Origin of the sequence: Leptospira perolatii (assembly GCF_002811875.1) — a bacterium.
Taxonomy (GTDB): domain Bacteria; phylum Spirochaetota; class Leptospiria; order Leptospirales; family Leptospiraceae; genus Leptospira_B; species Leptospira_B perolatii.
This window is the reverse complement of sequence record NZ_NPDZ01000044.1, coordinates 1-683: the sequence shown is the minus strand read 5'-3', so window position 1 is coordinate 683 and position 683 is coordinate 1. Positions and strand designations below refer to the sequence as shown.

Here is a 683-nt window from a genome sequence, read left to right as displayed (position 1 = left end):
TACAGTAGATACCTCCTAAAATGCAAGGGATTGCCTGGTACTCGCATATTTGAGACTAAAAAGGAATTTGAGAAGTGTTTTAGAGAATTCGGATTACCGCATGCTATTCGAACCGATAACGGGAATCCATTCGCTTCCGGTAAGGGATTCTCAGTGCTTTCTGTTTGGTGGATCAAATTAGGAATTTTACCAGAAAGAATCCAACCAGGTAAACCTCAGCAGAATGGTCGTCACGAAAGGATGCACCGGACCTTAAAAGCAGAAGCCATTTATCCAGTGAGAGCGAGTATGAGGTCCCAACAACTTGCTTTTAATGAATTCGTGAAAATCTACAATCATGAAAGACCTCACGAAGCCCTCGATCAACAAACCCCTGCTAGTTTATACGCAAGTTCGTCTAGGCCCTTCCCGAATAAATTACCTGAAATCTTTTATCCAAATCATTTTGAATTGAGAAAGATATCGGACGGATGTATCTACTGGAAAGATGAGAGATATCACCTTTCGAAATCCTTGTCCGGTGAGTATGTAGGATTGGAGCCGATCGAGGACGGCCTTTGGGCTGTAAATTTCAGCTTTCTTAGGGTTGCTTATTTAGATGAGAAAGGAAAAAGGTTAATTCAACAACCAAAAGTGTAACCCATGTCTCCGGTTTAAAGTGTTACCTATGTTCCCGGTTCTTC

Annotated in this window: 1 protein-coding gene; it reads left to right on the top strand. The window is 41.7% G+C overall.

The window, feature by feature from the left end:
* Nucleotides 1–639: integrase core domain-containing protein (locus CH373_RS18510; protein ID WP_133122448.1), on the top strand; the 639-nt coding region annotated here is incomplete at its 5' end.
* Nucleotides 640–683: the final 44 nt, after the last annotated feature.